Annotated in this window: 28 protein-coding genes; 24 read left to right on the top strand and 4 right to left on the bottom strand. The window is 71.8% G+C overall.

From position 1 onward, the window contains the following. Positions 1-7 precede the first annotated feature (7 nt). From JJ691_RS42250 to JJ691_RS42290, 9 genes are all read left to right on the top strand, one after another. Positions 8-391, top strand: a complete 384-nt coding sequence (locus JJ691_RS42250; protein WP_211765039.1) for a hypothetical protein — start codon at positions 8-10, stop codon at positions 389-391. Between the two features lie 141 nt (positions 392-532). After that, entirely contained in the window at positions 533-847 is a 315-nt protein-coding gene (locus tag JJ691_RS42255) for a WXG100 family type VII secretion target (RefSeq protein ID WP_211765040.1), read from the top strand. A gap of 83 nt (positions 848-930) precedes the next feature. After that, positions 931-1,221, top strand: coding sequence for a WXG100 family type VII secretion target (locus JJ691_RS42260; protein WP_211765041.1), 291 nt, complete (start codon positions 931-933; stop codon positions 1,219-1,221). 275 nt (positions 1,222-1,496) lie between these two features. Further along, a complete protein-coding gene (gene rplM, locus JJ691_RS42265) occupies positions 1,497-1,940 on the top strand; it encodes a 50S ribosomal protein L13 (protein ID WP_211765042.1) in 444 nt (147 codons plus the stop codon). A gap of 14 nt (positions 1,941-1,954) precedes the next feature. Further along, on the top strand, positions 1,955-2,545 hold the full coding sequence (rpsI, locus tag JJ691_RS42270) for a 30S ribosomal protein S9 (protein ID WP_249227367.1): 591 nt from the start codon (positions 1,955-1,957) through the stop codon (positions 2,543-2,545). A 153-nt stretch (positions 2,546-2,698) separates the two neighbouring features. Next, entirely contained in the window at positions 2,699-4,033 is a 1,335-nt protein-coding gene (gene glmM / locus JJ691_RS42275; protein ID WP_211765043.1) for a phosphoglucosamine mutase, read from the top strand. A gap of 153 nt (positions 4,034-4,186) precedes the next feature. Then, complete coding sequence (locus JJ691_RS42280) at positions 4,187-4,504, top strand: type VII secretion target (protein ID WP_211765044.1); 318 nt, start codon at positions 4,187-4,189, stop codon at positions 4,502-4,504. Then, positions 4,504-7,371, top strand: a complete 2,868-nt coding sequence (locus JJ691_RS42285) for a WXG100 family type VII secretion target (RefSeq protein ID WP_211765045.1) — start codon at positions 4,504-4,506, stop codon at positions 7,369-7,371. Before JJ691_RS42280 ends, JJ691_RS42285 begins: the two co-directional genes overlap by 1 nt. Next, a complete protein-coding gene (locus tag JJ691_RS42290) occupies positions 7,368-7,757 on the top strand; it encodes a hypothetical protein (RefSeq protein ID WP_211765046.1) in 390 nt (129 codons plus the stop codon). The genes JJ691_RS42285 and JJ691_RS42290 overlap by 4 nt, the downstream gene beginning before the upstream one ends. An 18-nt stretch (positions 7,758-7,775) precedes the next feature. Here JJ691_RS42290 and JJ691_RS42295 read toward each other — a convergent pair whose 3' ends face one another. After that, on the bottom strand, positions 7,776-8,630 hold the full coding sequence (locus JJ691_RS42295; RefSeq protein ID WP_211765047.1) for a poly(ethylene terephthalate) hydrolase family protein: 855 nt from the start codon (positions 8,628-8,630) through the stop codon (positions 7,776-7,778). A 269-nt stretch (positions 8,631-8,899) separates the two neighbouring features. Here JJ691_RS42295 and glmS point away from each other — a divergent pair, with 269 nt between their 5' ends. From glmS to tsaE, 7 genes are all read left to right on the top strand, one after another. Continuing rightward, positions 8,900-10,747: a glutamine--fructose-6-phosphate transaminase (isomerizing) gene (glmS, locus tag JJ691_RS42300; protein WP_211765048.1), complete on the top strand. Its 1,848-nt coding sequence runs from the start codon at positions 8,900-8,902 to the stop codon at positions 10,745-10,747. 13 nt (positions 10,748-10,760) lie between these two features. Further along, the gene (locus JJ691_RS42305; RefSeq protein ID WP_211765049.1) at positions 10,761-12,185 is read left to right on the top strand and encodes an NAD(P)H-hydrate dehydratase; all 1,425 of its coding nucleotides are present in this window, start codon (positions 10,761-10,763) and stop codon (positions 12,183-12,185) included. Positions 12,186-12,241: 56 nt separating this feature from the next. Beyond that, positions 12,242-12,448 carry a type II toxin-antitoxin system VapB family antitoxin gene (locus JJ691_RS42310; protein ID WP_211765050.1) on the top strand — a complete coding sequence of 69 codons (207 nt, stop codon included), beginning with the start codon at positions 12,242-12,244 and terminating at the stop codon, positions 12,446-12,448. Then, positions 12,439-12,861, top strand: coding sequence for a PIN domain nuclease (locus tag JJ691_RS42315; RefSeq protein ID WP_211765051.1), 423 nt, complete (start codon positions 12,439-12,441; stop codon positions 12,859-12,861). Before JJ691_RS42310 ends, JJ691_RS42315 begins: the two co-directional genes overlap by 10 nt. Before the next feature lie 68 nt (positions 12,862-12,929). After that, entirely contained in the window at positions 12,930-14,072 is a 1,143-nt protein-coding gene (alr, locus tag JJ691_RS42320; protein WP_211765052.1) for an alanine racemase, read from the top strand. A gap of 8 nt (positions 14,073-14,080) precedes the next feature. After that, a complete protein-coding gene (locus tag JJ691_RS42325) occupies positions 14,081-15,172 on the top strand; it encodes an alpha/beta fold hydrolase (RefSeq protein WP_211765053.1) in 1,092 nt (363 codons plus the stop codon). Then, on the top strand, positions 15,154-15,621 hold the full coding sequence (gene tsaE, locus JJ691_RS42330) for a tRNA (adenosine(37)-N6)-threonylcarbamoyltransferase complex ATPase subunit type 1 TsaE (RefSeq protein WP_211765054.1): 468 nt from the start codon (positions 15,154-15,156) through the stop codon (positions 15,619-15,621). Before JJ691_RS42325 ends, tsaE begins: the two co-directional genes overlap by 19 nt. Positions 15,622-15,724: 103 nt before the next feature. On the opposite strand, the gene JJ691_RS42335 is transcribed toward tsaE, so the two are convergent. After that, positions 15,725-17,143, bottom strand: coding sequence for an acyl-CoA synthetase (locus JJ691_RS42335; protein ID WP_211765055.1), 1,419 nt, complete (start codon positions 17,141-17,143; stop codon positions 15,725-15,727). A 56-nt stretch (positions 17,144-17,199) separates the two neighbouring features. Here JJ691_RS42335 and tsaB point away from each other — a divergent pair, with 56 nt between their 5' ends. The 5 genes from tsaB (at position 17,200) to groL (ending at position 21,568) form a co-directional block, all read left to right on the top strand. Then, a complete protein-coding gene (gene tsaB, locus JJ691_RS42340; protein ID WP_211765056.1) occupies positions 17,200-17,880 on the top strand; it encodes a tRNA (adenosine(37)-N6)-threonylcarbamoyltransferase complex dimerization subunit type 1 TsaB in 681 nt (226 codons plus the stop codon). Continuing rightward, positions 17,877-18,359: a ribosomal protein S18-alanine N-acetyltransferase gene (gene rimI / locus JJ691_RS42345; RefSeq protein ID WP_211765057.1), complete on the top strand. Its 483-nt coding sequence runs from the start codon at positions 17,877-17,879 to the stop codon at positions 18,357-18,359. Before tsaB ends, rimI begins: the two co-directional genes overlap by 4 nt. Next, complete coding sequence (gene tsaD, locus JJ691_RS42350; protein WP_211765058.1) at positions 18,356-19,411, top strand: tRNA (adenosine(37)-N6)-threonylcarbamoyltransferase complex transferase subunit TsaD; 1,056 nt, start codon at positions 18,356-18,358, stop codon at positions 19,409-19,411. Before rimI ends, tsaD begins: the two co-directional genes overlap by 4 nt. A gap of 154 nt (positions 19,412-19,565) precedes the next feature. Further along, positions 19,566-19,859, top strand: coding sequence for a co-chaperone GroES (groES, locus tag JJ691_RS42355; RefSeq protein WP_211765059.1), 294 nt, complete (start codon positions 19,566-19,568; stop codon positions 19,857-19,859). 86 nt (positions 19,860-19,945) lie between these two features. Beyond that, a complete protein-coding gene (gene groL, locus JJ691_RS42360) occupies positions 19,946-21,568 on the top strand; it encodes a chaperonin GroEL (protein ID WP_211765060.1) in 1,623 nt (540 codons plus the stop codon). A gap of 214 nt (positions 21,569-21,782) precedes the next feature. Here the strand turns inward: groL and JJ691_RS42365 are convergent, their stop codons facing one another. Together JJ691_RS42365 and JJ691_RS42370 are read right to left on the bottom strand one after the other, a co-directional pair. Continuing rightward, the gene (locus JJ691_RS42365; protein WP_211765061.1) at positions 21,783-22,043 is read right to left on the bottom strand and encodes a PLD nuclease N-terminal domain-containing protein; all 261 of its coding nucleotides are present in this window, start codon (positions 22,041-22,043) and stop codon (positions 21,783-21,785) included. 88 nt (positions 22,044-22,131) lie between these two features. Continuing rightward, a complete protein-coding gene (locus JJ691_RS42370) occupies positions 22,132-22,431 on the bottom strand; it encodes a WhiB family transcriptional regulator (RefSeq protein WP_211765062.1) in 300 nt (99 codons plus the stop codon). A gap of 210 nt (positions 22,432-22,641) precedes the next feature. On the opposite strand from JJ691_RS42370, the gene JJ691_RS42375 reads away from it, so the two are divergent. From JJ691_RS42375 to JJ691_RS42385, 3 genes are all read left to right on the top strand, one after another. Continuing rightward, on the top strand, positions 22,642-23,661 hold the full coding sequence (locus JJ691_RS42375; protein ID WP_249227369.1) for a MerR family transcriptional regulator: 1,020 nt from the start codon (positions 22,642-22,644) through the stop codon (positions 23,659-23,661). After that, a complete protein-coding gene (locus JJ691_RS42380; protein ID WP_211765063.1) occupies positions 23,654-24,514 on the top strand; it encodes a hypothetical protein in 861 nt (286 codons plus the stop codon). Before JJ691_RS42375 ends, JJ691_RS42380 begins: the two co-directional genes overlap by 8 nt. Positions 24,515-24,660: 146 nt before the next feature. Then, positions 24,661-25,257, top strand: coding sequence for a response regulator transcription factor (locus tag JJ691_RS42385; RefSeq protein WP_015805222.1), 597 nt, complete (start codon positions 24,661-24,663; stop codon positions 25,255-25,257). Positions 25,258-25,329: the final 72 nt, after the last annotated feature.

Raw genomic sequence — 25,329 nt, forward strand, 5'->3', positions numbered from 1 at the left:
AGACGCCGTGCAGATCGGCGACGCGATGAGCCAGTTCCGGTCCGAGACGGACGCCGCCGTGGCCCGGGGCAGCCGGGCCGCCGCCGAGGCCAAGGCCCGCAGCGCGGCCACCAAGGGAAAGACCCGGGAGCTGGTGGGCAAGGTCCGGGCCCGGCAGACCCGACCGGAGCCGGCCGACCTGACCTCGCCGGGGCTGCGCCGGGCAGCCGCCTCGTTCCGTTCCGACGAGGGACTGCCGGTGGACCGGCTGCCGGAGGGCACCGAGCTGCTTGCCCCGATCGGGTCGACTACTCCCAGTGCGCCCAAGCCACCCGCACCGGCGACCCGACGCCCCCGTCCGAGTGACGACGACGAGGACTTTTCGCAAACGGGAATCTTCTACCGCGGCTAGTTCCACCCGGGCGCGTTTACTAGAGCAACTGTTTGCGAAGAAGTCGCGACGGGGTGGAACCGACCATGGCACTGTCGTCGTCGCAGTAGACGTACGAACCAAGCAAGCAGTACTCACCCGGATTGAAGGGGGCCCGTCCCAATGGCCGGAAGTTTCGGTACCAAGACCGCTGAGATGGCGAGCTGCGCGAAGGACATCGAGAACGTCGAGCAGGAGATCAACGCCACGGTCAACAAGCTCAACAGCGACCTGGCTCCGCTCGAGGCCAGCTGGAAGGGTCAGGCCTCGCAGGCGTTCCAGCAGCTCCAGCAGCGTCTGATGGAGGACGCCAAGAAGCTGAACCAGGCCCTGTCGGACATCTCCACCGCGATGCGGACCGCGTCCAACACCTACTCGCAGCAGGAAGAGGCGGCGCACCACGGCATCAGCAACATCGCCAGCCGGCTCAACGGCTGACCCTGGCTCCGCGTTTCCGTAGTCGTCGTAAATAGCAGTTTCTTCATCAGTGGGCTTGTCTACTTCATTCAGGGGAGAACACCGTGAGCGGTGAAATCAAGGTCACCTTCGCCGAGATCCAGCAGGCGTCGCAGGACATCACCAACTCGGCCAACACCGTCGAGCAGCACCTCAGCGACCTCAAGGGCAAGATCGCCCCGATCGTCGCCGACTGGACCGGTGACGCGTCCGAGTCGTACCAGGACGCGCAGCGCCGGTGGGACCAGGCGGCCGCCGACTTCCACGCGACCCTCCAGGCGATCGGCGTGGCCGTGCGTCAGGCCGCCGACGGCTACCAGGACGCTGAGGGTTCGGCCAAGAAGCTCTGGGGCTGAGACCTTCCTCACGCCCGCGTTCGCGGCGCCCGTGGACCCCGGGACATCCCGTCCTGGGGTCCACGTATGTCTTCCGACCACCCGTTTTGACCCTCACGGGTGTGGCCGGGTATCTTCTTTCTTTGTTGTGCGGTAATGCGGCGCGAGGCTTGCTGCCGCGCGTGCTCCAGCAGTTCGTGAACACGCTGGCGCGCCCCGCCGCAACGACACCCCATGACATGAGCGTGGACCCGCGCAGGGTCGCGCCACAGAGTGAGTGACGACGAGGTAGATCCGTGCGCACGTACAGCCCGAAGGCCGGCGAGGTGAACCGCGCCTGGCACGTCATCGACGCCCAGGACGTGGTGCTCGGCCGGCTCGCCACCCAGGCCGCGACGCTGCTGCGTGGCAAGCACAAGCCCATCTACGCCCCGCATGTCGACACCGGTGACTTCGTCGTCATCGTGAACGCCGAGAAGGTGGCGCTCACCGGCAACAAGCGGGACCAGGCGTTCGTGTACCGCCACAGCGGCCACCCGGGCGGCCTGAGCAAGCGCTCCTTCGGCGAGATGCTGGAGAAGCAGCCCGAGCGTCTCGTGGAGCGGGCGATCAAGGGCATGCTGCCGCACACCCGCCTGGGCCGCGCCATGGCCAGCAAGCTCAAGGTGTACGCCGGCCCGGCGCACCCGCACGCGGCGCAGCAGCCGCAGCCGTTCGAGATCACCAAGATCGCCCAGTGACCGAGGAAGTTTCAGTGACCACTCCTGACCACGAGCCCGAGCAGCTCGCCGACGAGGCTGTCGCTGCTGAGGCTGCCGAGACCACCGAGGCTGTCGCCGAGACCAGCGAGGCTGTCGCCGAGACCAGCGAGGCCGACGCCGTCGCCGAGTTCGACGCCGCTGTCGAGGCGGACGACGAGGGCGACGCCGAGCCGGTGCCCGCTCCGGTCGCGCTGCCCAACCGCCTGATCCAGACCGTCGGCCGCCGCAAGGAGGCCATCGTTCGCGTGCGACTGGTGCCGGGTTCCGGCAAGTTCACGCTGAACGGCAAGAGCCTGGAGCAGTACTTCCCGAACAAGGTCCACCAGCAGCTCATCAAGGAGCCGCTGGTGACCGTCGAGCGCGTCGAGATGTTCGACGTCATCGGCAACCTCGTCGGCGGCGGCATCTCCGGCCAGGCCGGCGCGCTGCGGCTGGCGATCGCCCGTGCGCTCATCGAGTTCGAGTCCGAGGACCGCCCGGCCCTGAAGAAGGCCGGCTTCCTGACCCGTGACCCGCGGGCCAAGGAGCGCAAGAAGTACGGTCTGAAGAAGGCCCGCAAGGCGCCTCAGTACTCGAAGCGCTGATTTTGCGCAAAGGCGGTGCGATCTGCGGTTTCCGCGGATCGCACCGCCTTTGGCGTGTTCTGAGGTGTTCTCGGAGCAACCCCTCGTGGCCCTCGCGCGCCCTAGCCGTAGTCTGACCGCCCGACCTTCCCCGCCCCGGAGGTAGCAGCGTCCATGTCCCGTCTGTTCGGCACCGACGGTGTCCGCGGTATGGCCAACGCCGACCTGACCCCGGAGCTGGCGCTCTCACTGGCCGCGGCCGCGGCCCGGGTGCTGGCCGAGCACGACACCACGCACCGGCCGGTCGCGGTGGTGGGGCGGGACCCGAGGGCCAGCGGCGAGATGCTGGAGGCGGCGGTCACCGCCGGCCTCACGGCGGCCGGCGCGGACGTGCTGCGGCTGGGCGTGCTGCCGACCCCGGCGGTGGCCTTCCTGGTCGCCGAGCTGGACGCGGACCTGGGCGTGATGATCTCCGCCTCGCACAACCCGATGCCCGACAACGGCATCAAGTTCTTCGCCAAGGGCGGCCTGAAGCTGTCCGACGAGCTGGAGGACGAGATCGAGGCCCGGCTGGGTGAGACCGGCGGCCGACCCACCGGCGAGGGCGTGGGCCGGGTCACCGACGTGCCCGAGGCGGTCAACCGGTACATCGACCACCTGCTCGTCTCCACCCCGCACGACCTGCACGGACTCAAGATCGTCGTGGACTGCGCCAACGGTGCCGCCTCCACCACCGCGCCGCAGGCCTACCGTCGGGCCGGAGCCGAGGTGATCGCCATCCACGCCGAGCCGACCGGCCTGAACATCAACGACGGCGTCGGCTCCACCCACCTCAACGTGCTCCAGGCCGCGGTCCTCGAACACGGCGCCGACCTGGGCATCGCCCACGATGGCGACGCCGACCGCTGCCTCGCGGTGGACGGCACGGGCGCTGAGGTGGACGGCGACCAGATCATGGCGGTGCTCGCACTGGCCCTCAAGGACGCCGGCGAGCTCAAGGACGACACCCTGGTCGCCACCGTGATGAGCAACCTGGGCCTGCACCTGGCCATGAAGGACAACGGTGTGCGGCTGCTCACCACCGCGGTCGGCGACCGCTACGTGGTGGAGGAGCTGCGGGCCGGCGGCTACTCGCTCGGCGGCGAGCAGTCCGGCCACGTGATCCTGCCCTCGCACGCCACCACCGGCGACGGCCTGCTGACCGCCCTGCGGCTGATGGCCCGGGTCGCCGCCACCGGCAAGCCGCTCAACGAGCTGGCCGGCGTGATGCGCCGGCTGCCGCAGGTGCTGATCAACGTCCGGGTCGCCGACAAGGCGGCGGTCGCGGCGGCCGAGACCGTCAGTCAGGCCGTCGCCGAGGTGTCGGCCGAGCTGGGCGAGACCGGCCGGGTGCTGCTGCGGCCGTCCGGCACCGAGCAGCTGGTCCGCGTGATGGTCGAGGCCCCCAGCCAGGACGAGGCCCATGGCGCCGCGACCCGGCTGGCCGAGGTCGTCTCCGCCGTCGGCTGAGGTCCGGTCACCACTTCGGTGATAGCGCCCGGCCCTGTCCGGCTTCTGTAATAGTGTGCGACGCATCGGCATGGTGCCGCGGGGTGGAACCGAAACACGCCCCGCGGAGTCCGAGTAGTCACCACAGCAGGGGGCCAGGGGAGGGCAAAGATCATGTCGGGCAGCGTCAAGGCCGACGGCCAGGCGATCACGACTCTCGGTTCGTACTTCCGAGATCTCGATGAGACAACCGTCGCCGGATATCGCAGCACACTGGATTCGGTGCACGTCACCGGTGACATGACGGGCAAGTCGTGCCCGCAGGCCGGTGACGCGGCGACGAAGGCCGTGCAGACCTTGAGCGCCAACATGAAGGACTTCGGTTCCCACGCCGAGGACATCTGTGCCGGATTGAACGCGACCGCGAAGAACTACTCCGACACCGATTCCTCGAATGCGTCCTCGATCACGTCGGCCGGGGGCGACGCCTGATGACGGGAAAATCGCGCCGGCCCGGCGGCCGCGGCAGTCACTCCGACACCCCGCCGCCCCGGCACAAGGACAACGAGCCCAGCGGCCCGACGCGGCACAAGGGCGACGGTGAGGACGAGGATCCCCACAAGCACAAGCACAAAGACGGCGAGGACGGTCGCGACGGCGCGCCCGGCCGTGGCGGGGCCGGCGGTGCTGGGGGCGCCGGCGGTTCTGGCGGCGACGGCGGCGACGGCGGAGATGGGGGCGACGGCGGCGACGGTGGGGATGGCGGCGGTGGCGGGGGCGGCGGCGGTGGAGGAGGTGGGGGCGGCGGAGGCGCTGGTGGTGACGGCGGAGACGACGGCGAAGGCAGCGACGACGGCGACCTGACCGGTCGCTCCGACGACGTCTGCGACGCGCACACCGACAAGCGCGACGGCTTCAAGCCCTACCTCGACCTCTACAACCTCTACACCGGCAAGAACCTCAACTTCGACAACGACATCCAGAAGCCGTTCGACCAGCCGCGAGGCATCGACTACGGCAAGCTGTCGCAGGCCGCGCAGCAGCTGGAGAAGGTCGGCGCCGACTTCGTCCACACCCGTGACGAGATGAACAGCAAGGTCACCGGGGTTGTCGGCAGCTCGTGGCAGGGCGACGCGGCCAACGCGTTCGGCTCCTACATCCAGCAGTTCAGCAGCAAGTCGCAGACCATCGACAGCGACCTGGACAAGCTGGGCCAGGCCATCACGTCCAGCACCACGGCGGCCAAGAAGATCGTCGACGCCTACGGCGACACCCTGGACCAGATCGACTTCGGCAAGATCCAGTTCGACATCCCCACGATCATCGAGCTGATCGCCATCTACAAGATGGAAAAGGGCCTCGACGACCTGGTCAACAAGCTCAAGGACGGCCTGGCCGACCTGATCGGCTTCGACTTCCCCGGCGGCTCGCTGATGGACGCCGCGATGTGGGTGTGCTCCACCATCGCGGAGGCGGTGCTGTGGTGCCTGGGCTGGGCCGAGGACCAGTTCCTGAAGTTCATCGCCGGTCTGGTGCAGAAGGTGCTCGACGCCGGCTTCAAGGACCCGTTCGAGCAGAACCTGCAACTGCTCCAGCAAGGCTCCAAGACCGCTGACACCGGCATCAAGCAGGCCTTCCAGGGCCTGATCACCGCCGCCGGGTCGATCACCCAGAGCCCGTTCTCCGGGCTGTCGCAGGTGCCCGAGGGCGGCCCGGCCAAGTCCCCGGGCCGGGGCGGCGGCAACGGTGGCGGCGGCACCGGGGGCGGTGGTTCCGGCGGTGGCGGCACGGGCGGTGGCGGCACCGGTGGCGGGGGCGGCGGCATGCCCCCGACCCAGCCGGCGGCCGCGCCACCGACCATGCCGACCACCCCGCACGTCCCGACGCCGACCGCGCCGCAGAGCGCCGAGTCGGTGAAGATCCAGGACGGCGGCAACACCATCGAGGTCGACAGCCCGGACGGCCAGGGCCACGTCAAGATCAAGGTGGACAACGGCGACGGCAAACCGGCCAAGACCTACGACGTCGACTTCAGCAAGGTCGCCAACAACCCGGCGGTCGCCGGCCTCGCCGGCCAGCCCGGGGCGGCTGGCCAGGGTGGCGTGCCGGGCCAGACCGGGATCCCCGGGCAGAGCGGGATTCCCGGCCAGGGCGGTGTGCCGGGTGAGACCGGAACGGCGGGCCAGTACCCGGGCCAGGGCGGAGTTCCCGGCCAGACCGGCGTTCCCGGTCAAGGCGGAGTGCCGGGGCAGCCCGGTGCCGCCGGCCAGATTCCCGGCCAGCCGGGCAGCGGCGTTCCGGGGCAGCCGGGCGCCAACGCGGACGGCTCCATCCCGACCCCGGCCGGCACGGACGGCAAGGCCGTCATCCACGACGGCGACCTCACCATCACCGCCCAGCAGGGCAAGGTGCCCGGCGAGGTCCAGGTGGCCATCGACGACGGCACCGGCAAGCCGCCGCACACGTACACCATCGACTACAACAACACTGACGGGCCGACGGCCGCCCCGACGCACGCCGCGGGCGCGGACCCGGGTGTCGGCGGCGGTCAGCCCATCCCGGGCCAGGCGACTCCCGGCCACCCCGGCACCGGCCAGCCGATGCCGGAGCAGCCGATCGCGACCGGCCAGCACTCGATCAACCAGCCGCTGGCCCACGACCAGAGCCCGCTGACGCACGACCAGAGTCCGCTGGGCGGCGACCCGGCCGGCACCAGAACCGCCGGCTGGACGGCGCCGGGCGACGTGCCGGCGGCCACCGGCCCGGCGCACGCGCTGCCCGACGACGTGTCGATGCCCGCGGCGGCGGCCTGGACGGCCCCGGCGGCCGACACCGGCACGTACGACTTCGCGCCGTCCGGCGGGGGCGGGCACGACCAGGGCAGCTTCTCGGGCAGCCTGTTCGACGACGCCCCGGCGTCCACCACCATCGCTGCCGCGTCCTTCAACTCGGGCGCGACCGCCGACACCGGCGGCACGTCTGCGTGGAATGACGGCGGACACTCCATGATCGGCGGCGACCAGGGCAGCATGCACCACAGCGCCTGGGGCACCGCGCACAGCGCCGGCACCGCCGACCTGACCTCGACCAGCCAGGCCGGCGCGCCCGGTGACGCGGGGCTGGCCCACATCGGTGGCACGCAGCAGGCCGAGCCGGCCGGTGCGCCGATGGGCGGCGGCGGCATGCCGATGATGGGTGCCATGGGCGGCGGCGGTGGTGGCCAGGGCGCCGCCGAGGACCAGGAGCGCAGCACCAACGCGGCGTGGCGGACCCCGAGCGCGGTCTTCGACGACGCCGGGCAGGCCGGCGTGAGCCGGATCAACGGCGTGCTCGGTGAGGACGAAGGGAGGCGGCAGTGAGCTATCAGGCGATCGTCGCCGCGGACACCGCGGTCCGGGAGATGCGTCAGCTGCGGGACGACGTCCAGCGGCAGCGGACCGAGACCGAGAAGAAGTTCGCCGCCGCCATCAAGGAGAACAAGGAAGCCACGCAGAAGGCGCTGGCCGAGGCCAAGGCCAAGCGGGATGCCGCGGAGAGCGGTCGGGTCGCCCCTCGTCCCGTGCAGGAGGTGCGGGAGGAGAAGTACACGTTCTTCGACTCCGAGGACGACTACAACCCGCCCGCCGCGCCGTCGTTCCAGATGCCGGAGGTCACGCCGCCGCCGCGTCCCACGCCACGACGCGCTTCGCGGCCGGTCTACGACGACGATGACGACGACTACTCGAACCAGAGCTGGATGGAGTGAGGTCGGGGGACGGGCCGCCTACCGGGCGGCCTCGTCCCGCACGGCGCGTGCCGCGAAGGTCCGACCCGCTCGCTGGTAACCGACGGGTGCTCGCTTCACGTCGCCGTACAGCAGTGCGTCGTAGGTGTGGTCGCCGTTCAACTGCCGCAACAGGAACGCGGTGATCAAGGCCTTGGCGACGGTCTGCGTCTTGGCCTCGCCGCGGCCGCTCAGCAGCAGCTCGCTCCAGTGCCGGCCCTCGGCGAAGCCGAGGTGGTTGGCGCCGGCGATGGTGCGCAGCTGCACCGGGCCGCCCCAGTTCTGGGCGATCGCCTCGGCGTGCCCGACGGGCGGCGCGATCAGGTCCTCCTCGGCCGCCAGGTGCACGGCCGGCATCAGGCACCGCCGGGCCGTCTCGACCGCGGACGGGTGCGTCTCCGAGGCGGCGACGGTGAACACGCCGCGGACCCGCTCGTCCTCGGCCGCTGCCAGCACCGCCGCGCCGCCGCCGGCCCCGTGCCCGCCGACAGCCAGCTTGCCGGCGTCCACGCCGATGTCGCCCTGGCCGAGCCGTACTCCGGAGACCACGTCCAGCGCGGTCCGCAGATCGCTGGCGAACAGCCGGGCCGAGGCCAGCGGCCCGCGGTGGGTGGCCGGGGCGGCCACGACCACGCCCCACGACGCGAGGTGCCGGTACAGGCCCAGGTAGCGCTGCGGCGGCTGCAGCCAGCCGTGCCCGAACGCCACCGCCGGCAGGCCGAGGCCGCCGCGCGGGGTGAACAGGGTGCCGGGCAGCCCGACCAGCGCCAGGTCGCCGCGCCGCACGCCGTGCGGACCGGGCCGGCTGAGCTCGGTGAGCGCCTGCTTCGCGGTCAACGGCTTGCGTCGCGCCATACCCGGACCGTACCGGATGGCGTGTTTATGGTGCGCGTCCCGCGCACGGCTCGGCCGCCCACGAGGCCGGTGCCTTCCCTTGGCATTTCTCGATCGATGGACAGACTCGACCGAGAAATGCCCGCGGTCCAGACACCGGCGGCGGCCTCGCGCTGAATGATCAGCATTGGTCTACACCAAATCGATTCCGATCATGCCTCTGACCAGGTGTGACCGGAAGCAACCCGGCTCGACGCAACCGGATGGTGGTCTAGCTACCCTGTACCGTCGTGTGCGGAATCGTGGGTTACACCGGTCATCGGCCAGCGCTCGACGTCGTCCTGGACGGACTGCGCCGACTGGAGTACCGGGGTTATGACTCGGCGGGCGTCGCCGTTCTCGACGGCGACGGCGGCCTGGCGGTCGAGCGCAAGGCGGGCCGGCTGGCCAACCTGGAGGCGCGGCTCGACGAGGTCGGTCGGGACACCCTGACCGGCGGCACCGGCATGGGCCACACGCGGTGGGCGACGCACGGCGCGCCGATCGACCGGAACTCGCACCCGCACCGGGACACCACCGGCCGGACCGCCGTGGTGCACAACGGGATCATCGAGAACTTCGCGCAGCTGCGGGCCGAGCTGGAGGCTGACGGCGTCGAGCTGGCCAGCGACACCGACAGCGAGACCGCGGCCCACCTGGTCGCCCGGATCTACGACGGCGACCTGGCCGCGGCCGTGCGCACCGTGTGCCGGCGGCTGGAGGGCGCGTTCACGCTGGTCGTCACCCACGCCGACGAGCCGGACAAGGTGGTCGCCGCCCGGCGCTCCTCGCCGCTGGTGGTCGGCGTCGGCGTCGGCGAGACCTTCCTGGCCTCCGACGTGGCCGCCTTCATCGAGCACACCCGCGACGCCGTCGAGCTGGGCCAGGACCAGGTCGTCACGATCACCAAGGACGGCTACGAGGTCACCGACTTCCACGGGGAGCCGGTCGTCGCCAAGCCGTTCCAGGTGAACTGGGACCTGTCGGCCGCCGAGAAGGGCGGCCACGACTACTTCATGCTCAAGGAGATCGAGGAGCAGCCGGAGGCGCTGGCCAACACGCTGCGCGGGCACTTCGCCGACGGCCGCATCGTGCTCGACGAGCAGCGGCTGGCCGACCAGGACCTGCGGGACGTGGACAAGGTCTTCGTGGTCGCCTGCGGCACCGCCTACCACTCCGGCCTGGTCGCCAAGTACGCCATCGAGCACTGGACCCGGCTGCCCGTGGAGTGCGAGCTGGCCAGCGAGTTCCGCTACCGCGACCCGGTGCTGGACCGCGACACCCTGGTGGTGGCCATCTCCCAGTCCGGCGAGACCGCCGACACCCTGGAGGCGGTGCGGCACGCCCGTGAGCAGAAGGCCCGCGTGCTGGCCATCTGCAACACCAACGGGGCGCAGATCCCGCGCGAGTCCGACGCCGTGCTCTACACCCACGCGGGCCCGGAGATCGGCGTCGCCGCGACCAAGACCTTCCTGGCCCAGATCGCCGCCAACTACCTCGTCGGCCTGGCGCTGGCCCAGGCCCGCGGCACCAAGTACCCGGACGAGGTGGCCCGCGAGTTCCACGAGCTGGAGGCCATGCCCGCCGCCGTGCAGCACGCGCTGGGCACCGTCGGCCAGGTCCGGGAGCTGGCCCGGGAACTGGCCGACTCCAAGGCGATCCTGTTCCTCGGCCGGCACGTCGGCTTCCCCGTCGCCCTGGAGGGCGCGCTGAAGCTGAAGGAGCTGGCCTACATGCACGCCGAGGGCTTCGCCGCCGGCGAGCTCAAGCACGGCCCCATCGCGCTGATCGAGGACCAGTTGCCGGTCGTGGTCGTGATGCCCTCGCCGAAGGGCCGCGCTGTGCTGCACAGCAAGCTGCTGTCCAACATCAGCGAGATCCAGGCCCGCGGCGCGCGGACCATCGTCATCGCCGAGGAGGGCGACGACACGGTCAAGCCGTTCGCGGACCACCTGATCGAGGTACCGGCCGTGCCGACCCTGTTGCAGCCCTTGGTCTCCAGTGTTCCGCTGCAGGTGCTGGCGGCCGAGATCGCCCGTAGTCGCGGGTACGACGTCGACAAGCCGCGTAACCTCGCGAAGTCCGTGACCGTCGAGTGATCGAGGCTGTTTGATGCGGGGCGTGTGGACTGCCGACCAGGTTCGGGCGGCTGAGCAGCGGGTCTTCACCAGGGTGCCGGAGAGCCGGCTGATGCGGATCGCCGCGTTCGCCGTGGCCAACGAGGTGCTCGCGCTGCTGGCCGAGCTAACCGGCGGCACGTCCGGCCGCCGGGTCGGCCTGCTCGTCGGGGCCGGCAACAACGGCGGCGACGCCCTGTGGGCCGGCGCTTTCCTTTGCCGGCGTGCGGTTTCCGTCACGGCGGTGCTGCTCGCGCCGGAGCGGGCGCACGCCGCCGGGCTGGCTGCCTTCCGCCGGGCCGGCGGCCGCATCGGCGACTCCGTGGCCGGGGCCGATGTCGTCGTGGACGGCATCATCGGCTTGTCCGCCAAGGGATCCCTGCGCCCCGACGCCGCCGCGCTGGTCGAATCCGTGACGGCCCCCGTCGTCGCCGTCGACCTGCCCAGCGGCGTCGACCCCGACACCGGCGCCGTCGACGGACCGCATGTCACCGCCGCCGTCACCGTCACCTTCGGCGGCCGGAAGCCTTGCCACGTGGTCGGTCCCGGCGCCATCGCGGCCGGCGCCGTCCGCGTCGTCGACATCGGCATCGGTGACGACCTCGACGAGCCGCACGCCGTGCTGCTCGACACCGAGGACGTCGCTGACGCCTGGCCCATCCCGGGGCCTTCCGACGACAAGTACACCCAGGGCGTCACCGGCGTCGCCGCCGGCTCCGAGACCTATCCCGGGGCCGCCGTGCTGGCCACCGGGGCCGCCATCCTCGCCACCTCCGGCATGGTCCGCTACGCCGGCAGCGCCGCCGAGATCGTGCGGAGCCGGTGGCCCGAGGTCGTCGCCACCGGCCATGTCGGCGACGCCGGCCGGGTGCAGGCGTGGGTCGTCGGGCCCGGGCTCGGCACCGGCAAGGCCGGCCGGGGCGTGCTGGCCGAGGTCCTCGCCGCCGGCGTGCCCGTCTGCGCCGACGCCGACGCCATCACCCTGCTCGCCGGCGACCCCACCCTGTGGGATGCCCGCGACCCCGACACCCCCGTCGTGCTCACCCCCCACGACCGTGAGTTCGCCCGTCTCGCCGGTGACGTCGGCCCCGACCGCATCGCCGCCGCCCGCCGGGCCGCCGCCCGGTTCCAGGCCGTCGTCCTGCTCAAGGGCCACTCCACCGTCGTCGCCGCCCCCGACGGCCGGGTCCTGGTCAACCAGTCCCGCTCCTCCTGGCCGGCCACCGCCGGCTCCGGCGACGTCCTCTCCGGCCTCCTCGGCGCGTTGTTGGCCGCCGGCGAGGACCCCTGGCTCGCCGCCGGCTGCGCCGCCTACGTCCACGAGCTCGCCGCCGACCTCGCCGCCGACCGCGCCCCCGCCCCCGCCTCCCACCTCCAGGCCGCCATCCCCGACGCCATCCGCCACATCCGGGGCCTCTGACCTGGGCTGTATATACGTTACGATGGTCCTCGTATATACAGCGAAGGAGGCTCGCCTTGACGCGCACCCTGATCGACATCGACGACGCCTTACTGCTCCAGGCTCAGCAGGTGCTCGGCACCGACACCAAGAAGGACACGGTCAACACCGCCCTGGCCGAGGTGGTCGCGCTCCAGGCACGACGGAACTTCCTGGCTGCCGCCAGGGGCGGCGCCTTCGCTGATCTCGCCGATCCGGATGTTCGAGGTGAGGCGTGGCGGTAGCCCGCTACCTGGCGGACACCAGTGCGTTGGCCCGGCTGCACAAGCCGGTGGTGTACGAGTTCCTGGGACCGCTGATCGAGGCCGGTCTGGTCACGATCTGCTCGATGGTCGAACTGGAGATCCTGTATTCGGCGCGGAACAAGGGCGACTATGAGAGCCGCCGCGCCCAGCTGGAGGCTGGCTTCGAACGCCTGCCTTCGCCCGACGAGGTGTGGAATCGCGCGGTCGAGGTGCAGGAGGCGCTCGCGCGGCGGGGCTCGCATCGCGGCGTGAAACTACCCGACCTGCTCATCGCGGCGACCGCTGAACGGCACGGTGTCGTGTTGCTGCACTACGACATCGACTACGACAACATCGCGGCGATCACCGATCAGCCGACGCGTTGGGTGGTGCCGCCAGGTACGGCTGACTGAGGGGGTTAACCCGTTCGGCACCTCTGACCCGGCCGGGTGTCAGAGGGCTGTGTCACCATGAACGCGTTATGGCTGATCAGCACAATCCCCTCCCGCGGGCCGAGGTTCGGATCGACCTGGACGCGGTGAAGCACAACGTCGAGCTGCTGACGCGGCTGGCGGGCCATTCGGGTGCGCAGACGATGGCCGTGGTCAAGGCCGACGGCTACGGGCACGGCGCGGTGGCGGTGGGCAACGCGGCGCTGACGGCGGGGGCGTCCTGGCTGGGCGTGGCCTCCGTGGACGAGGCGCTGGCGCTGCGCGCGGCGGGTATCCAGGCGCGCATTTTCTGCTGGCTGCACACGGTGGATGACAACTTCGGCCCGGCGGTGGCGGCGGGGATCCATCTGTCGGTGTCCTCGCTGCGGCAGCTGTGGGCGGTGAACTCGGCGGCCCGGGCGGTGGGCCAGGAGGCCCGGGTGCACCTGAAGATCGACACGGGTCTGACCCGGAGCGGGGCGCAGCCGGCGGACTGGCCGGCGCTGGTGGAAGCCGCCGCGAGTGCGCACGAAGAGGGCACGATCGAGATCGCGGCGGTGTGGTCGCACCTGGCCAACGCCGACGAGCCGGGCCATCCGTCGATGGACCTGCAGGCGGCCCGGCTGGACGAGGCGTACAAGGTGGTCGTGGACGCGGGCCTGCGCCCGCTGCGCCACCTGGCCAACTCGGCGGCCACGCTGACCCGCCCGGACCTGCACTTCGACCTGGTCCGCCCGGGCATCGCGGTGTACGGCCTGAACCCGGTCCCGGGCAGCGCCGACCTGCGGCCGGTGATGACTTTCCGCTCCTCGGTGTCGCTGGCCCGCCGGGTGCCGGCGGGGGAGTCGGTCTCCTACGGCCACACCTGGACCGCGGACCAGGAGACGACGCTGGCGCTGGTCCCGGTCGGCTACGCGGACGGCGTGCCGCGGGCGCTGTCCGGGCAGATGGAGGTCTGGCTGGGCGGCGCCAGGCGACCGGTCGTGGGCCGGGTCTGCATGGACCAGGTCGTGGTGGACTGCGGCGACGACCCGATCGCCGACGGCGACGAGGTGATCCTGTTCGGCCCGGGCGGGCACGGCGAGCCGACGGCGCGGGAGTGGGCCGACAGGACCGGCACGATCGACTACGAGATCGTCACCGGCATGTACCGGCCGAGGGTGCGGCGCAGCTACGTCGGCGGCAGCCGGTGAGGCCGTGGATGAAGGCCGCCGGGGTGACCGGCGGCGTGGTCGGCGCGGCGGCGACCGGCCTGGTGCTGGGCGCGGCGGCGCAGAACGCCCGCATCGCCCGGCAGCGCCGCGAGGCCGACGACCCGCACGAGGACGAGCCGCTGGGCCAGTTACGCCCGAGCCGGGAGTGCACGGTCGCGGCCGACGACGGCGTGCCGATCGCGTGCGAGGAAGTCGACCCGGAGGACGGCGGCTCCCCGGCTCTGACCGTGGTGTTGGTGCACGGCTTCGTGCTGGACCGCCGCTGCTGGCACTTCCAGCGTCGCGACCTGGCGAAGATGATCGACCCGAGGGTTCGCCTCGTGCTGTACGACCAGCGCAGCCACGGCCGCTCCGGCAAGGCCACGGCCGAGTCCAGCACCATCGAGCAGCTGGGTCGCGACCTCGACGCCGTGCTCAGGGCTTTGGTCCCGGACGGCCCGATCATGCTGGCCGGGCACTCCATGGGCGGCATGACGATCATGGCCCTGGCCGAGCAGCGGCCCGAGCTGTTCCTGGACCGGGTCCGCGGCGTGGCGCTGATCGGCACCTCGGCCGGCGACGTCGGCGCGTCCGGCCTGCCCCGGCCGCTGCTGTCCCGGCACAACCCGGCCACCCGCGGCCTCGGCCTGCTCGCGAACTGGCAGCCCGGCCTGGTGGAGTGGACCCGCAGGGCCGGCGGGCAGCTCACCTGGAGCGCCATCCGCGGCCTGGCCTTCGGCGACCGCAAGGTCAGCCCCAAGCTGGTCGACCTGATGGACACGATGATCGACGGCACCTCGCTGGCGGCCATCACCGACTTCGTCCGTACCCTGGGCTCGCACAACCGCTACGCCGCGCTGGCCGGGCTGCGGCACTGCAAGGTGCTGGTGCTCAGCGGGGACGCCGACCGGCTCACCCCGTTCCGGCACGCCGAGGCGATCGCCGCCGAGCTGCCGGACGCCGAACTGGTCCGGGCCGACGGCGCGGGCCACATGGTGATGCTGGAGCAGGCCGACCTGGTCACCGGTCACCTGGTGGAGCTGGTGCGCAGCTGTGCGGACGGCGAGACGAGTGGACGGCGATGGTGGAAACGGGCGTGAAGGAACTCCGGCTGCCGGTGGAGGCGGACACGGTCGAGTTCGGCCGGCGGCTGGGCGGTCTGCTGCGGGCCGGCGACCTGGTGCTGCTCTCCGGCCCGTTGGGGGCCGGCAAGACGGCGCTGACCAGGGGCATCGCCGAGGGGCTTGGCGTACGGGGCCGGGTCAGCTCGCCCACGTTCGTGATCGCCCGTGAGCACAAGGCCGGGCCGCGGGGCGTGGCGCTGGTGCATGTGGACGCCTACCGGCTGGGCGGGCGTCTCGACGAGCTGGACGACCTGGACCTGGACACCGAGCTGGTGGACGCGGCCGTGGTGGTGGAGTGGGGCGAGGGAGCCGCCGAGCGGCTGTCCGACGACCACCTGCTGATCCGCCTCACCCGCCTCGACGACGACGTGCGAGTGGCGGAGCTACACCCGCACGGCGCCTGGTCCACCCGCGACCTCCCCTGACCCCACCCACCACCCACCCCGCCTCTTTTCGCCACATGTGGCGCACATTCGACTTCCAGCGCCACATGTGGACCACATGTGGCAAAAAGAGTGGGGCGTGGGGTTAGGGCAGGGCGCGCTTGGTGACCTTGCCGAGCTCGTTGCGGGGCAGGGAATCCACGAAGTGCACGACCCGCGGTCGCTTGTGCGGGGTGAGCAGCTTCGCCACGTGCTCGACCAGCTCGTCGGCGGACGGCGCCGGGTCGGCGGCGACCACCCAGGCCACGATCCGCTCGCCGAGGTCGTCGTCAGGACGGCCGGCGACCGCGACCTCGGCCACCCCCGGGTGCTCCAGCAGGGCGTTCTCGATCTCGCCGGCGCCGATCTTGAAGCCGCCGCTCTTGATGATGTCGGTGGCCCGCCGGCCGACGATGCGGATGTAGCCGTCGGCGGACCGGGTGGCCATGTCGCCGGTGCGGAACCAGCCGTCGTGCATGGCCTCGGCCGTGGCGTCGGGGCGGTTCAGGTACTCCAGGAACAGGTTCGGGCCGCGCACCTCGATCTCGCCGATGGTGGCGTCGTCGCTCACGGAGACCACCTCGCCGGCATCGTCGACGAGACGCACCGAAACGCCGTCGACCGGGGTGCCGACAGTGCCCGGCCGCCGCTCGCCCCAGGCCCGGACGCTGCAGTTCATCAGCGTCTCGGTCATGCCGTAGCGCTCCACGATCCGCTGCCCGGTGGCCTTGGAGATGCGCTCGTGGCAGGTCGCCGGCAGCGCCGCCGAGCCGGAGACCAGCAGCCGAGCCTGGGCCACCTGCTTGGCCAGCTCCGGATCGGCCTCCACGTCCGCGGCCAGCCGGTGGTACATGGTCGGGACGCCGAACATCATCGTCGCCGGGCCGGCCAGCTCGGCCGCGGCCGCCGCCGAGTCGAACTTGCCGAGGTGGTGCACGGCCCCGCCGCGCCGCAGCGGTCCGAGCACGCCGACCACGAGGCCGTGCACGTGGAAGATCGGCAGCGCGTGGGTGACGACATCGTCCGCCGTCCACTCCCAGGCCGCCGCGAGCGCGTCCAGGTTGGACGCGATGGCCCGCCGCGGCATGACCACGCCCTTGGGCGGGCCGGTCGTGCCCGAGGTGTAGACGATGAACGCCGGGGCCTCCTCGTCCGGCTCGGGCGGCAGGCCCTCGTCGCGTACGGACAGGTCGACATCGAGGCGCGGCAACGCCGCCAGACCGCCCGGCAGCTGCACGCCGGGAGCCGTCAGCACGGCCTCCGGGGCGCTGTCGGTCAGGATGTGTTCCAGCTCACGCTCGCCGACCTTGGGGTTGATCGGCACCACGGCGACCCCGGCCGCCAGCGCCCCGACCACCGCCGCGCAGGTCTCGATCGTCGGCGTCGCCCACACGGCTACCCGGCCGCCACCAAGGCGTTTGGCGATCGCGGCGGCCGTGCCGGCGAGCTCCCGGTAGGTCAGTCTGCGGTCGCCGAACACGATCGCTTCCGCGTCCGTCGGGTCGGCCAGCGCCGGCAGCAACATCCCATCAACCCCTCGCGTCGAAGTCCGTTCCGATGATGGTCGTACCCTTGACGACCGTGCTAGTGCTTGCCATCGACACCGCGACCCCCGCCGTCACCGCCGGAGTGGTCCAGCTCGACGCCGACGCGGTGCCGCGAACGCTGGCGCAGCGCGTCACCATCGACGCCAAGGCCCACGGTGAGCTGCTGATCCCGCACGTGCGGGAGGCGCTGGCCGAGGCCGGCCGGACCATGGCCGACGTGGACGCCGTCGTCTGCGGCAGCGGCCCCGGACCGTTCACCGGCCTGCGTGTCGGCATGGTCACAGCCGCCGCGCTCGGACAGGCCCTGGGCAAGCCGGTGTACCCGGTGCCCACGGTCGACGCCATCGCCGTGGAGGCCCGCAGCGGCCACCGGCTGCTGGTCGCCACCGACGCCCGCCGGCGTGAGGTCTACTGGGCCGTCTACGACGAGACCGGCGCCCGGATCGAGGGCCCGCACGTGGACAAGCCGGCCGACGTGGCCGAGCGGCTGCCGTCGCTGGACGTGGCCAGTGCCGCCGGCCAGGGCGCCGAGATGTACGCCGACGTGCTGGACCGGCCGATCGCGCTGGCGCCGTTCCCGTCGCCGCGCGGCCTGGTCGCCGTCGCGGCCGCCGAGTTGCTGGCCGGGGCCGAGCCCGGCCCGATGACCCCGCTCTACCTGCGCCGCCCCGACGCCGTCGTGCCCACCGGCCGCAAGCGGGTGACCCAGCCGTGACCGGCTTCACCCTGGCCGCGCTGCGCCACCGCGACGCCGCACGCTGCGCGGAGCTGGAGCGCCGGCTGTTCTCCGGCGACGACCCCTGGCGGGAGCGCGCGTTCCGGTCCGAACTGGACAACGGGCACTACTACCTCGGGGCGTACGACGCGGAGGGACAGCTCGTCGGCTACGCCGGCCTCGCGCTCAACGGCCGTGCGCCCGACTTCGAGGGCAGTGTGCAGACCATCGCCGTGGACAGCGACTGGCAGGGCCGGGGCGTGGGCAAGGCCCTGCTCGAGGCGCTGCTGGCCCGGGCCGACGAGGTCGCGGCGCCGGTGTTCCTGGAGGTCCGCACCGACAACGAGCGCGCCATCACGCTGTACAAGTCGCGAGGCTTCGAGCAGCTGGGGCTGCGCCGCAGGTACTACCAGCCGTCCGGGGCGGACGCGTACACCATGGGCCGCCCCGCGGCGGTCCGACAGGAGGAGAATTCGTGACCGGCGACCGGATCGTGCTGGGCATCGAGTCCTCGTGCGACGAGACCGGGGTGGGCATCGTCCGACTCGGCGCGGACGGCACCCTTGAGCTGCTGGCCGATGAGGTGGCCTCCAGCGTGGAGCAGCACGCCCGCTTCGGCGGCGTGGTGCCCGAGGTCGCCAGCCGGGCGCACCTGGAGGCCATGGTCCCGACCATGTCCCGGGCGCTGGAGAAGTCCGGCCTGACCTTGGACGACGTCGACTCCATCGCCGTCACCGCCGGCCCCGGGCTGGCGGGCGCGCTGCTGGTCGGCGTGTCCGCCGCCAAGGCCTACGCCGCCGCGCTGGACAAGCCGCTCTACGGCGTGAACCACCTGGCCGGGCACGTTGCCGCCGACACCCTGGAGCACGGGCCGCTGCCCTCGCCCTGCGTCGCGCTGCTGGTCTCCGGCGGGCACTCGCAGCTGCTGCTGGTCGAGGACCTGGCCGGCAAGATCACCGAGATCGGCTCCACCATCGACGACGCCGCCGGCGAGGCCTACGACAAGGTCGCCCGGGTGCTCGACCTGCCCTATCCCGGTGGGCCGCCGATCGACAAGCTGGCCAAGACCGGCAACGGCTGCGCCATTGCCTTCCCCCGCGGCCTGACCGGCCCCCGGGACGCCAAGTACGACTTCTCCTTCTCGGGCCTCAAGACCGCCGTCGCCCGCTGGGTGGAGAACCGCGAGCGGGACGGCCTCGAGGTGCCGCTGGCCGACGTCGCCGCCTCGTTCCAGGAGGCCGTCGCCGACGTGCTCACCGGCAAGGCCGTGCGGGCCGTCAAGGACCTCGGCCTGGACACCCTGGTCATCTCCGGCGGCGTGGCCGCCAACTCCCGGCTGTCCGGCCTGGCCGCCGAGCGCTGCGCCGCCGCCGGCATCACCCTGCGGGTGCCCCGACCCCGGCTGTGCACCGACAACGGGGCCATGATCGCCGCCGTCGGCGCGCACCTGGTGGCGGCGGACGCCGAGCCCTCCGGCCTGAACCTGGCCACCGACCCGGGCCTGCCGGTGTCGCAGGTGCAGATCCTCTGACGGGCGGCTGGGTGGGGTTGGTTGATGCGTTGGCACTCGCCTGGGTAGAGTGCTAGTCGCACGGCACCAACTACCGCCCCGGCCCCCGCGACGGCGGGGTGGCAGGCGCCGTCGGTACCTGCCAACGCTTTCGACGACCGTGGAGGTCACCCCGGTGAGCGTGAACATCAAGCCGCTCGAGGACAAGATCCTCGTCCAGGCCAACGAGGCCGAGACGACGACCGCTTCCGGTCTTGTCATCCCGGACACCGCCAAGGAGAAGCCCCAGGAGGGCAAGGTCCTGGCCATCGGCCCGGGTCGCATCGACGACAAGGGCAACCGGATCCCGCTGGACGTCGCGGTCGGCGACGTCGTCGTCTACTCGAAGTACGGCGGCACGGAGCTCAAGCACAACGGCGAGGAGTACCTCATCCTCTCCGCGCGCGACGTGCTGGCCGTCATCAACTGACGTCGCTGTTCCGCTCAGGCGCCCCGGCGGCCCACACCGGGCCGCCGGGGCTCTTGTGTGTTCAAGGAACCTGAGAAAGGCTCGCAATGCCCAAGCAGATCAGCTTCGACGAGGACGCTCGTCGGGCCCTGGAGCGCGGCGTCAACAAGCTGGCCGACGCCGTCAAGGTGACCCTCGGCCCGCGTGGCCGGCACGTGGTGCTGGACAAGAAGTTCGGCGGCCCGACGGTCACCCTGGACGGCGTGACGGTGGCCCGCGAGGTGGAGCTGGAGGACTCGTACGAGAACCTCGGCGCCCAGCTGGCCAAGAGCGTCGCCACCAAGACCAACGACATCGCCGGTGACGGCACCACCACCGCGACGGTGCTGGCCCAGGCCCTGGTCCGGGTCGGCCTGCGCAACGTGGCCGCCGGCGCCAACCCCACCTCGCTGGGCCGCGGCATGCAGGCCGCCGTCGACCACGTGGTGGAGTTCCTGAAGAACAAGGCCACCCCGATCAAGGGCCGCGACAACGTCGCCCAGGTCGGCACGGTCTCCTCCCGCGACTCCTCGATCGGCGCGCTGCTCGGCGAGGCCATCGAGAAGGTCGGCGAGGACGGCGTCATCACCATCGAGGAGTCCTCGACGCTGGCCACCGAGCTGGAGATCACCGAGGGTGTCCAGTTCGACAAGGGCTACATCTCCGCCTACTTCGCCACCGACCCGGAGACGCAGGAAGCGGTCTACGAGGACGCGTACATCCTGCTGCACCGCGAGAAGATCTCGGCCCTGGCCGACCTGCTCCCGGTGCTGGAGAAGGTCGCCCAGTCCGGCAAGCCGCTGCTGATCGTGGCCGAGGACCTCGAGGGCGAGGCCCTGTCCACGCTGGTGGTCAACTCGATCCGCAAGACCGTCAAGGTCGTCGCGGTGAAGGCCCCGTACTTCGGCGACCGCCGCAAGGCGTTCCTGGACGACCTGGCCACCGTCACCGGCGCGCAGGTCGTCGCGGCCGAGGTCGGCCTGAAGTTGTCCGAGGTGGGTCTGGAGGTGCTGGGCGGCGTCCGCCGCGTGCACGTCACCAAGGACAACACGACCATCGTCGACGGCGCCGGCAAGTCCGAAGAGGTCGCCGCCCGCGTCGAGCAGCTCCGCAAGGAGATCGAGGCCACCGACTCCGACTGGGACCGCGAGAAGCTGCAGGAGCGGCTGGCGAAGCTCTCCGGCGGCGTCGCGGTGATCAAGGTCGGCGCGGCCACCGAGACCGAGATGAAGGAGCGCAAGCACCGCATCGAGGACGCGGTCGCCGCCACCAAGGCCGCGGTCGAGGAGGGCATCGTGCCCGGCGGCGGTTCCGCCCTGGTGCACGCGGCCAAGGAACTGGCCGACAACCTGGGCCTGACCGGCGACGAGGCCACCGGCGTGCGCATCGTGCGTGACGCCCTGTCCGCGCCGCTGTTCTGGATCGCCGCCAACGCCGGCCTCGAGGGCGCCGTCGTGGTGTCCAAGGTCTCGGACCTGGAGTGGGGCGCGGGCTTCAACGCCGCCACCCTGGAGTACGGCGACCTGGTCGGCGCCGGCGTCATCGACCCGGTGAAGGTCACCCGTTCCGCGGTCGCCAACGCCGCTTCCATCGCCCGCATGGTGCTCACCACGGAGAGCGCCGTCGTGGAGAAGAAGGAAGAGGAGCCGGCCGACGCCGGTCACGGCCACGGCCATGGCCACGGCCACTGAGGTCTGACGGCACAAAGAAGGGGCCCTCCTGGTTGGGGAAGGGCCCCTTCGTCGTTGCCTAGAGAGATGCGGGTTCGCGCCGGTGCTTCGCACGGTTGGCACATTTTCGAGCGCCCCCTGCGCGCCCCACCACAGAGCCCGATGCGGCGCTTGAAAATGTGGCAAGGGCGAGGCACCGGCTTAGAGGCGAACCCGCCCCGCGCGGAACGCGCGGCTATGACACAGCGGGGTTCCAGCGGGCGCGCTGTTCGCGGCGGCCGACCAGGAACCACAGCACGCTGCCGACCAGGGGCATGACCCAGATCAGCAGGAACCACACCACCTTCATGCCCAGCGTCTGCTGGGAGCCGATCACGCTGAGCACCGCGACCACGGCGATCAGCACGTGCGCGATGGCCAGGGCGAGCAGCCCGACCGCCGCCACCCCGGCGAAGACCTGTGCGAACTGGATCGCCGCCACGTGCACCTGAACCATCCCCTTCCCCGTCGATACGACGAAGTTATGGCCGGTGGTCGTCATCGGGCGTCCACCGCGGAGATGGTCATCGCGTCATACCTGAGGCCTACGACGTGAGGACGAGCTGACGACGCCTCGACTTCAGGATGGTGTCCCGCTCCGACTCGGACATGCCACCCCAGATGCCGTACGGCTCCTGCACCGCGAGGGCGTGCCGCCGGCACATGTCCAGCACCGGGCAGCTCTGGCAGACGGCCTTGGCCCGGGCCTCGCGCCGGGACCGCGCGGGGCCGCGCTCACCGTCCGGATGGAAGAAGAAGGCGCTGTCCATGCCCCGGCAGTTGCCTTCCAGTTGCCAGTCCCAGACGTCCGCGTTCGGGCCGGGAAGCCTCCGGGTGTCGGCCATCGAGAACCGCCTCCTCGCCGGGTCGGTGCCCATCGTGGTTGCTCCGTATGGCTTAACTGTGATCACGGTAGAACCGCGCCAAAACTTGTTCAAGAGTGTTCGGGTGGGAAGTTGTTCATTCCTGCTCACGGGTGATCAAGGTCCTCCACCTCTGGTGGTCCAGATCACACGGCGTGACGTGAGTTGCCGCCGTGAGAAGGTGCCCGGACCATGTCCTCCGTGACGACTCAGCCGGAGCCCGCCCCAGCGGAGCGCGCAGCCGGCGAACCGATGCTCTCCGTTGCGGCAGTTGCCAGACGGCTCGGTGTCGCGCCCGCGACACTGCGCACCTGGGACCGCCGCTACGGCCTCGGGCCGACCGACCACACGACCGGTCGGCACCGTCGCTACGGGGACCAGGACATCGCCCGGTTGGAACTCATGCAGCGGGCGCTGCTGCGCGGAGCGTCACCGGCCGAGGCGGCGAGCTACGCGCTGCGCAGCTCGCTGCCGGCGCAGCGGCTGACCCTGTCCCCGCCGCCGGCCGACCCGGCGGAGCTGATCGTCGGCGGCGACGCGGACGACGGCGAGCAGGTCAGCACTGGCGGCCGGGTGCTGCGGCTGCCGGGCGTGAGCCGGCAGGCCCGGGGTCTGGGCCGGGCGGCGATGGCCATGGACGCCCTGGCAGTGCAGCAGCTGCTGCGCGACGCGGTGGCCGAGTTGGGCGTGCTGGACACCTGGAACTCCATGATCCGGCCGGTGCTGACCGGTATCGCCCAGCGCTGGCGGCACTCGGGCGAGGGCGTCGAGGTCGAGCACCTGTTCACGCAGTGCGTGACGGCCGCGCTGGCGGCAGCGCAGATCGGCGCGCCGGTGCCAGTGAATCCCCGGCCGGTGCTGCTTGCCTGCGTGCCGGAGGAGCAGCACAGCCTGCCGCTGCAGGCGCTGGCCGCCGCGCTGGCCCAGAAGGGCGTCGGCACGATGCTGCTCGGCGCAGCGCTGCCGGCGGATGCACTGGGAGCGGCTATTCGGCGGATCGCGCCGGCGGCGGTGTTCCTCTGGGCCCAGTTGCCCCGGTACGCCCACTGCACCCTGTTGACGGAGCTGCCGCGCACTCGGCAGCGGATCCGGCTGTTCGTCGGCGGCCCGGGCTGGCAGCAGAGCAAGCTGCCGCCGCACGCGGAGCCGCTGGACTCGCTGTCCTCGGCGCTGGACCGCATCTCCTACGTGCTGCTGGGCGCCGATGGATGAGTTCCTGCGGGACGCCGCCTTCGGCGGGAGTCCCGGCGCTGACGTGTCCAGGGCGGCGGCGTACGGCACGCCGAGGCAGCGCTGGCTGGCCGCTGTGGTGCTCGGCGGGCAGGGCCGCTACGCCGCCGCCACGGCGCTGCTGACCGAGCTGCGGCACACACCCGATCCGGTGTTGGCGTCACTGGCCGCGAGCACCTTGGCGTCTCAGCGCCGCCAGGTGGGGGGCCATGCCGCCGCGCGACGGCTCGACGGGGAGGCGCTGGCCCGCCTGGCCGGCGTGGCGCCCGTGGCCGACGACCCCGACTGCGTTGACGCGGCGGGAGCTCTGGCCGACGCCCTGACCGGTCTGGCGGCGGACGCGATCGGTGCCGGCGGGCCGTCCCGTCGCCTGCTGGTGGTGGCGGCCGACACGGTCGAGCGGCTGGGTGGCACCGAGCGTCACCGCTGGCGGTCGCGGGTGCGGCTGGACTGGGTCCGCGCGGAGATCGACTTGGCTGCCGGCCGGCCGGCAGAGGCTCTGGAGCCGGCCGAGCGGGCGGTGGCCACGGCGACCGCCGCGGGGGCCGTCCGGCACCGCGTCAAGTCCCGGATGGTGCTCGCCGCCACCCTCGCGAACCTGCACGACGCGGTCTCGAAAGGGCGAGCTGAAGCCCTGTTGGAGTGTGATGTGCATCACAACGAGGCCCTGGGGCTACACCCCCTCGTGTGGCCCTGCGCACTGCTGTTGGGGGGCCTGCGACCCGATGGGGCGCATGCCTGGCACGAACGGGCTAAAGGGGTTCTGAGCTGCGTGTTGCTTCGTGCCGATCCGACCGCCCGATCGCTCGCGGCGGCCTCCGTCTGGGTGCCGTGACGACGCTGCTCCGTTCCGGGGAACCCGGCCGGGACGGCATCCGGGCGAACTACTTGACGGATTAAGCACCGGATCGTGTCAAGGTTTCCCGCCCCGCGTCCGATAGGGGAAGAGGAACGTCACTCGGCTGTCGGAAAGGAGTCCCCGTGACGACGGTCTTGATCTGCGACGACCGCCGCAGCGTGCGGGAGGGGCTGACGCGTGTCATGTCGGCAGTCCCTGGGGTCAGTCGCATCGACTGCGTGGCACACGGTGACGAGTTGTTGGCGCGGTTCTCCCGGCAGCCCGTGGATGTCGTACTGGTGGGAACCCAGCGCGCCGTGCCGACCGGTGTCGAAGCGACCCGGCGGCTCGTCTCGGCCAACCCTCAGGCCAACGTCATCGTGTTCGGCGCGCCGGACGATGCGGGCAGTATCGCCGCCGCGATCGCCGGCGGGGCCCGCGGCTACCTGCGCTGGGACGCGTCCCGGCCGGAGTTGGTCGCCGCGCTCGCGCACACGCTGGCCAGCACCTCGGTGCCGGCGCCCCGCCAGCCGTCCGACCCGGGCGTGCAGCTCACCGAGCGCGAGCTGCAGGTGCTGCGGGGCATGAGTCAGGGCAAGAGCAACGGGCAGATCGGCCGCGAGCTGTACCTGTCCGAGGACACCGTCAAGACGCACGCCCGCCGCTTGTTCCGCAAGCTCGGCGTCCGGGACCGCGCCCAGGCCGTCGCGCACGGCTTCCGTCGCGGCCTGGTGTCCTGAAGCACGTCCCACTCGTAGGAGTGTCGGGGACGCCACATTCTCCCTGGGCGTCCCCCGAGCGGAGGGCGGGGA

Origin of the sequence: Kutzneria sp. CA-103260, from assembly GCF_018263855.1 — a bacterium.
Taxonomy (GTDB): domain Bacteria; phylum Actinomycetota; class Actinomycetes; order Mycobacteriales; family Pseudonocardiaceae; genus Kutzneria.